Source organism: Rhizobium sp. N122 (assembly GCF_002211295.1).
In the GTDB taxonomy this organism is placed as follows: domain Bacteria; phylum Pseudomonadota; class Alphaproteobacteria; order Rhizobiales; family Rhizobiaceae; genus Rhizobium.
This window is the reverse complement of the sequence record NZ_LOKU01000004.1, coordinates 183921-191063: the sequence shown is the minus strand read 5'-3', so window position 1 is coordinate 191063 and position 7143 is coordinate 183921. Positions and strand designations below refer to the sequence as shown.

At 60.1% G+C, this 7143-nt stretch carries 7 protein-coding genes and 1 pseudogene; 5 read left to right on the top strand and 3 right to left on the bottom strand.

Annotation, left to right across the window (positions count from 1 at the left end; genetic code table 11):
- Window positions 1-126 precede the first annotated feature (126 nt).
- Window positions 127-696 (bottom strand): annotated as a pseudogene (locus ATY75_RS04825) (amino acid ABC transporter permease); the annotation flags it as partial.
- Window positions 697-705: 9 nt separating this feature from the next.
- Window positions 706-1623, bottom strand: coding sequence for a transporter substrate-binding domain-containing protein (locus ATY75_RS04820; protein ID WP_088936642.1), 918 nt, complete (start codon window positions 1621-1623; stop codon window positions 706-708).
- A 144-nt stretch (window positions 1624-1767) separates the two neighbouring features.
- Between ATY75_RS04820 and ATY75_RS04815 the strand changes: the two genes are divergently transcribed.
- Window positions 1768-2442 (top strand): GntR family transcriptional regulator, encoded by a 675-nt coding sequence (locus ATY75_RS04815; RefSeq protein ID WP_088936660.1) that lies wholly within the window; start codon window positions 1768-1770, stop codon window positions 2440-2442.
- A 172-nt stretch (window positions 2443-2614) separates the two neighbouring features.
- Here ATY75_RS04815 and efp read toward each other — a convergent pair whose 3' ends face one another.
- Window positions 2615-3184, bottom strand: a complete 570-nt coding sequence (gene efp, locus ATY75_RS04810; protein WP_008528334.1) for an elongation factor P — start codon at window positions 3182-3184, stop codon at window positions 2615-2617.
- Window positions 3185-3333: 149 nt separating this feature from the next.
- Between efp and epmA the strand changes: the two genes are divergently transcribed.
- From epmA to ATY75_RS04790, 4 genes are all read left to right on the top strand, one after another.
- The gene (gene epmA / locus ATY75_RS04805; protein WP_088936641.1) at window positions 3334-4395 is read left to right on the top strand and encodes an EF-P lysine aminoacylase EpmA; all 1062 of its coding nucleotides are present in this window, start codon (window positions 3334-3336) and stop codon (window positions 4393-4395) included.
- Window positions 4392-5444, top strand: coding sequence for a lysine-2,3-aminomutase-like protein (locus tag ATY75_RS04800; protein ID WP_088936640.1), 1053 nt, complete (start codon window positions 4392-4394; stop codon window positions 5442-5444). Before epmA ends, ATY75_RS04800 begins: the two co-directional genes overlap by 4 nt.
- 262 nt (window positions 5445-5706) lie before the next feature.
- On the top strand, window positions 5707-5958 hold the full coding sequence (locus ATY75_RS04795; protein ID WP_012559298.1) for an acyl carrier protein: 252 nt from the start codon (window positions 5707-5709) through the stop codon (window positions 5956-5958).
- The gene (locus ATY75_RS04790; protein ID WP_088936639.1) at window positions 5958-7139 is read left to right on the top strand and encodes an acyl-CoA dehydrogenase family protein; all 1182 of its coding nucleotides are present in this window, start codon (window positions 5958-5960) and stop codon (window positions 7137-7139) included. The genes ATY75_RS04795 and ATY75_RS04790 overlap by 1 nt, the downstream gene beginning before the upstream one ends.
- Window positions 7140-7143: the final 4 nt, after the last annotated feature.

Genomic DNA, 7143 nt, shown 5'->3' with positions numbered 1-7143 from the left:
TCCAACTCTTCCGCCGAGCCTAGTCGTTCGACTAGCTCCTCCCAATCCAATGCTTGTAACGAATCGCTCATGGCCACGGTGAATCATCTGCAACCATCACCGTCAAGGCTAAGTTAGCGCATATGGGAAAGTTTCCGACGCTATCAATTGGGCCTGCGTCATCAGTTCGGCAGCGGAGATCGTCACAAGCAGCGAGGTCGATTTGATCAGGTCGACGAACATGGTGTTCATACCGGGAAGCGCCAGCCGCACCGCCTGCGGCAGAACGACATGGCTGAAAGTCTTGGCGCGCCCTAACCCGAGCGCTTGAGACGCCTCCTGCTGTCCTCTGTGTACGCCGGCGATAGCTGCTCGAAAGATCTCGGACAGGTAGGCGGCGTAGAAAAGCACCAAGCTCAATACTCCAGCCTCGAAAACCTCCAGCCTGATGCCCACGGAAGGCAGGCCGAAGTAGGTGAGGAAAATGATCGCGAGGAGCGGTACGTTCTTAAAAAGCTCCGTATAGAGCGCCGCAGGGACGCGGACCGGCCGGAGCCGGTTGAGCCTCATCAATGCAAGTGCAAGACCAAGGATCGTCGCGCCGACGAAGCTCGCCATGGTGTAGCCGAGGGTCTTGAGTAGACCCCCGGCAATGTTTCCCACGTAGTCGTTCCAGGGAACCTGGAACATATCGGTGAAGGATGACAACGCCGTCATGCGTCGATCTCACTTCGCGAGGGAAGGCGGGGTCCAGTCGGCGGGACGGTCAACGCCGCGCCGCTGCGCCGCCATCTCGGGCGATGGGACCAGGAACTGCTGGGGATCGCCGCCCCATTTGGTGATCAAAGCCGCAAGGGATCCATCCTTGTACATGCCGTCAATCTGATCGGAAACAGCCTTGGCCAGCTTCGGCGACTGCTTTGGAAGGTAGAATCCGGTCATATAGGCTTGAAAATATTTGTAATCGGGGTGCGCGGCGACCTGTTCGTTCGTCGGCGGCTTCAGATATTCGATGCGAACCTTCATGTCGGGGCGCTGCTGCTGTTGATAGGTGATCAGCAGCGGATCGAGGAAGCCGACGTCGAGGCGCCCGGCAGAAATATCCTGGAACACACTGTCGGCGCTCGGGAAGGTATGGGGCGATGCGTTCGGGACCTGCGCGATGGATTTCGCCCAGACATAGCCGGTGACGGTACCGAGATTCTTGCCCTCCAAGCTCGCAACATCCGGAAAGCTCGCCGTGCCGCTCACGGCCATTGCCGGCGGCGAATAATATGGCGGGTCGGTGAACAGGCCGACTTTCTGGCGGGCGTCGGACCATGCGATTCCGCCAATGGTTATATCCGCCCGCTGCGTCTGGACGGAAGCCAGCATGCCCGGAAAGTCGGTGACATTGATCTCGATCTTGAGACCGAGCTTATCGGCGATGGCTGTCAGGATGTCGCTGTCAAGGCCGACAAGCTTCCCATCCTTGACCGCCGTGTATGGCATGTAAGGCTGCACCGTAACGACGAGCGTGCCCGGCTTCGTCAGTTCCAGATCGTCGGCGGCGGCAGCAGCCGTCGCGAACAGTCCCAAACTCAAGATCGCCAGGGTAACGATCCCATTCGCCTGCGATTTTTTCGTCAATTCAGCATGTTTCATTTGAACCCCTCTTTGTGGTTATATATTGCTGATATATTGAAGATATGCCGACACTATATGAAGTCAAGCAGATTCGTTGCGCGCTTTTTTCGGCAGAGAAGTGTTTGGCTATGCGGAATGCACAGAGAGAGGAATGCGCTGAATATGTCGGTATTCGAAGCAGATTACGAAGCGGCTGAATCAACGCTGGCGGAGCGGACATACATTCGGCTGCGCGACGACATCATTACGACATTGCTTCCTCCGGGCACGCTTCTGCGGGAGGCCGAGATTATGAAACGCATGGACGTCGGACGCACGCCGGTCCGGGAGGCGCTTCAGCGTCTGCAATATGACGGTTTCGTTGTCGTTAGCGCTCGGCGCGGCACCTTTGTCAGCAAAATCGATATCAATGATCTTACTGCCGTTTATGAGGCACGAGCACGGATCGAATCCTGGGCGACTCGATTGGCTGCGGAAAGGCTGCGCGAGTTCGAGCGGCAAGAAGCGCGACAACTGATCGACGAACTCAAGCAGACAACCGGTCCGATGGCATTGGAAGACATCCTTGCGCTAGATCGCCGGATTCACCGCTTCATTTACAAAGTGGCGAAAAACTCATTCCTGTTCGACACGCTGGATCACTACCACAATCTGTCGCTGAGAATCCTGTACGTCGCCATGAAACGGTTTCCGACACTGGTGCCGCGTCTAGAAGACGTCTTGCATGATCAGGTCCTCATGCTTGAGGCCGTATGCAGAGGCGACGCGGATGAGGCTGAAAGGATCGCAATGGCTCATGTCATGAGCTTCGAGAGCGAGGTCCGAAAGGTGATCTGAATTCGGATACTGGAATTCGGTGCAGCCTTCGCTCAACGAAGATATTTCCGGCAAATGAGCCGTCCGAGACAATCGTCTGCGGCGAGTGGACTCGGCATCGACACTTGCCTGAATTCCACATCTTAGCGGGAGGCCGGCGTGAGCCGGCCTCCCGAATGGATGAAAACCAGGATCAATCCTTGGCGCGCTCGACGTAGGAATTGTCTTCCGTGGCGATGACGACGCGGGTGCCGGCGTCGATATGCGGCGGCACCGAGGTGCGGATGCCGTTGGAGAGCATGGCCGGCTTATAGGACGAGGAGGCCGTCTGGCCTTTGACGACCGGTTCCGTCTCGACGATTTCGAGCGTGACGTGGCGTGGCAGTTCGAGCGCCAGCGGAATGCCTTCATGGATCGACAGGATGCAGGTCATGCCTTCCTGGAGATAGGCCTTCTGGTCGCCCATGGTTTCCTGGCTGACGACCACCTGGTCGTAGTTCGCCGGATTCATGAAGTGGAAGCCTTCGCCGTCTTCGTAGAGGTACTGGAAGTTGACGTCTTCGACGAAAGCGCGCTCGACCTGCTCGGTGGTGCGCCAGCGCTCGGAGACCTTCACGCCATCGACGATGCGGCGCATGTCGACCTGGGTGACGGGCGTGCCCTTGCCGGGGTGAAAGTTCTGAGCGGTAAGAACGACGTAGAGCTTGCCGTCCACGTCGAGAACGTTGCCCTTGCGGACCGAAGAGGCGATGACCTTGACCATAAGACTTCCTTGTAACTCGGCTTTCGGCGTCGTAGAGGACTGACGAGACGCCCAGAAGACGCAAATGTTTTTCTTTGGGGGCGCAACTAACCTAAAATCCGGGAAATAGCCACCCCCCATACCGGCTTCTCCGGCGAAGAAAGCTTGGAATGAACTCTTCGGCCAAAGCGTCCCCGTGGTGGACCCCGTCCGTGCATGCCGATCGCCGCCCGTTCCTGATCGGGCGCAATGCGATCCAGGCTGCACTGCGCGGGTTTTTCGCGCACGAGGATTTCATCGAGGTCGACACGGCGGCGCTGCAAATCTCCCCGGGTAACGAGGCGCATCTGCATGCTTTCGCCACCGAGGCGCTGACGACGGATGGGCAAAAGGCGCCGTTCTACCTGCACACTTCACCGGAATTTGCCTGCAAGAAGCTGCTTGCGGCGGGCGAGGAACGCATTTCGTGTTTTGCCCATGTCTATCGCAACCGCGAGCGCGGGCCGCTGCACCATCCCGAATTCACCATGCTCGAATGGTATCGGGCCGGGGAAAGCTACGAGAGCCTGATGATGGATTGCGTGCGAATCCTGGCGCTCGCGGCAGAGACGGCGAAGACTGACAGGCTTGCCTATCGCGGCGGCGAGAGCGATCCTTTCGCCGGCCCGGAGCGGATCGGCGTCGCCGAAGCATTCGAGCGCCATACCGGCATCGATCTTCTCGCCTCCGTCGCCGGCGACGGTTCGACCGATCGCGATCATCTGGCCGCCGAGATGAAGCGCGTCGGCATGCGTGTTGCCGGGGACGACGGCTGGGCCGACCTCTTCAGCCGGGTGCTGGTCGAAAAAATCGAGCCGCATCTCGGCTTCGGCCGCATCACCATCCTCGACGAATATCCGGTCTCGGAGGCAGCGCTTGCGCGCCCCTCGGCGCGTGATCCCAGGGTTGCCGAACGTTTCGAGCTCTATGCCTGCGGCGTGGAGCTTGCCAACGGCTTCGGCGAACTCACCAATGCTGCCGAACAGCGCCGGCGGTTCGAGATAGAGATGGCCGAGAAGGCGCGTGTCTACGGCGAGACCTATCCGCTCGACGAGGATTTCCTGGCCGCGCTGTCGCTGATGCCCGAGGCAAGCGGCATCGCGCTCGGCTTCGACCGGCTGGTGATGCTGGCGACCGGGGCCTCGCGCATCGACCAGGTGCTCTGGGCGCCTGTTGCGGAGTATGGACGATGAATGCCGTCAAACCGCTCAAAAGCGTTGACGATCTGGTGATGGCAGGGCTGGTCGCGCCGGCCGATCGCCTGGCGCTGGAGGCGGTCGCCGTGCGCTATGCGATCGCGCTGACGCCTGCCATGACGAGGCTGATCGATCGTAGCGATCCCAATGATCCGATCGCGCGGCAGTTCGTGCCCGATGCCGCCGAATTGACGGTTGCCCGCGAAGAACGCGCCGATCCGATCGGCGATCATGCCCATAGCCCGGTCGAAGGCATTGTTCACCGCTATCCCGATCGCGTGCTCTTGAAGGCCGTGCATGTCTGCCCGGTCTATTGCCGCTTCTGCTTCCGCCGCGAAATGGTCGGGCCGCAGGGCCTCGGCACGCTCGATGCGGCGGCGATGCAGGCCGCCTTCGATTATATCAGGGGTCACCAGGAAATCTGGGAGGTCATCCTCACCGGCGGCGATCCGCTGGTGCTGTCGCCGCGCCGTCTCCGCGACATTATGGAGGCGCTCGCTGACATCGCGCATGTGAAGATCGTGCGTTTCCATACGCGTGTTCCCGTCGTCGATCCCGGCAAGGTCGATGCTGCGATGATCGCCGCGCTGAAAGCGAGCGGCAAGACGGTCTATGTGGCGCTGCATGCCAATCATGTCAAAGAGCTGACGGCGGAAGCGCGTGCCGCCTGCGCCCGTCTTGTCGATGCCGGCATTGCCATGGTCAGCCAGTCCGTATTGCTCAAGGGCGTCAACGACGATCCGGACGTGCTTGCGGAACTGATGAAGGCCTTCGTCGAAATCCGCGTCAAACCCTATTATCTGCATCATCCGGATCTTGCGCCCGGCACCGGCCATTTCCGAATGACCATCGAGGAGGGGCAGCGGATCGTCGCGGCGCTGCGCGGGCGGATTTCCGGGCTCTGCCAGCCGACCTACATCCTCGATATCCCCGGCGGTTACGGCAAGGCAGTCGTTAGCGGCAGCGCCATCCGGCCCGTGGGGCAGGGATGTTATTCCGTCTCGGACTACCGCGGCGACGAGCATTCCTATCCGCCGGCCGATTGACGCAAAGCGGCGCTTTCCGTGTCATTTCTGTACTGGCTGCGGCGTAAATTGCGTCGAGTGCCGTTCTCAAAACAAGATTAAGTCGCTGATACGGAAGCGATATTATCGCTCTGACCGGCATGATCGGTAAAATTCTAACTGTGAGCCTTAATCATATTTAACGCTATAAATTAGCGGAATTTTCTGTTTTCCGCACTAAAAGAACGCTCATGACAAGGCGATGAACGCCGGTTCGGGATCATGAGAATCTTGGAGTGATGGGATGAATAAGACAATCCGCGACCTCGTAGCCAAATTCGGCAAACTTCCTGCGTCGATCGACCAGGTCGCCGACGATGCCGACCTTTATGCGGCGGGTCTGACATCCTTTGCCTCCGTGCAGCTGATGCTCGGCATCGAAGAGGCCTTCGACATCGAGTTTCCCGACAATCTCCTGAACCGCAAATCCTTCGCGAGCATCTCGGCCATCGCCAGAACGGTCGATCTCATCCGGGACAGCCGGAAGGTCGCCTGATGAATTTCCCCGTCAAGATCATGCAGGACGGTCTTGTCGCAAGGGTCGCCCGCGTCGCCGAAATCGCCGCCAAACACGCCGATGCCGTCGACGTCGAAGGCCGTTTCCCCCGGGAAGCCGTGGATGCGATGAAGGCCGAGAGGCTGCTCGGCACCCAGGTGCCGCGTCATCTCGGCGGCGAATCCGCCTCGATCACCGAGATCGCCGAATTGTGCTCGATGCTCGGTCAGGCCTGCGCCGCAAGCGCCATGGTCTTCGCCATGCATCACATCAAGCTGTCGAGTCTCGTCGAACACGGCGCCGACAGCGACTGGCATCGCGGTTTCATGCACAGCATCGCCGCCGAGCAGCTGCTCATCGCCTCCGCCACCACCGAGGGCGGCATCGGCGGAAACCTGCGCAACAGCATTTGCGCGGTAGAAGTCGATGGCGATGTCTGCCGGCTTGAAAAGGATGCGACCGTCATTTCCTACGGCTCGCATGCCGACGCCATCCTGATCACCTCGCGCGCTCACGCGCAGGCGGCTTCCTCCGATCAGGTGCTGACGGCCTTCCTCAAGGATCAGTACACGCTCGAAAAAACGCACGCCTGGAATACGCTCGGCATGCGCGGTACCTGCTCCGACGGCTTCCTCTTCAAAGGGCAGGCGCCGGCCCATCAGATCCTGCCGAAGCCTTTCGCCGAGATCGCGGCGCAATCCATGCTCGCTTCGTCGCATCTGTTGTGGAGCGGCGTCTGGTACGGCATCGCGGTCGACGCCGTGGCGCGCGCGCAGGCCTTCGTGCGCGCCGCCGCCCGCAAGGCGCCGGATGCCCCGCCGCCGGGAGCGCTCCGCCTCGCCGAGGTTTCCAACCTGCTGCAGATGGTCAAATCCAATGTGGTTGCCGGCCTCAAGGCCTATGAGGATGCCAAGGTCGATGTCGACAGGCTGTCTTCGATGGGCTTTGCCGTGGCGATGAACAACGTCAAGATCGCCGCGTCCGAGACGATCCTGGAGATCGTCAACCACGCCATGCTGATCTGCGGCATCATGGGCTACAAGAACGGCACGCCCTTCAGCCTCGGACGCCATCTGCGCGACGCGCATTCCGCGCAGCTGATGATCTCGAACGACCGCATCCTCGGCAATACGTCGAGCATGCTTCTTGTCCATAAGCAGGACACTAGCCTACTGGGGTAACAGT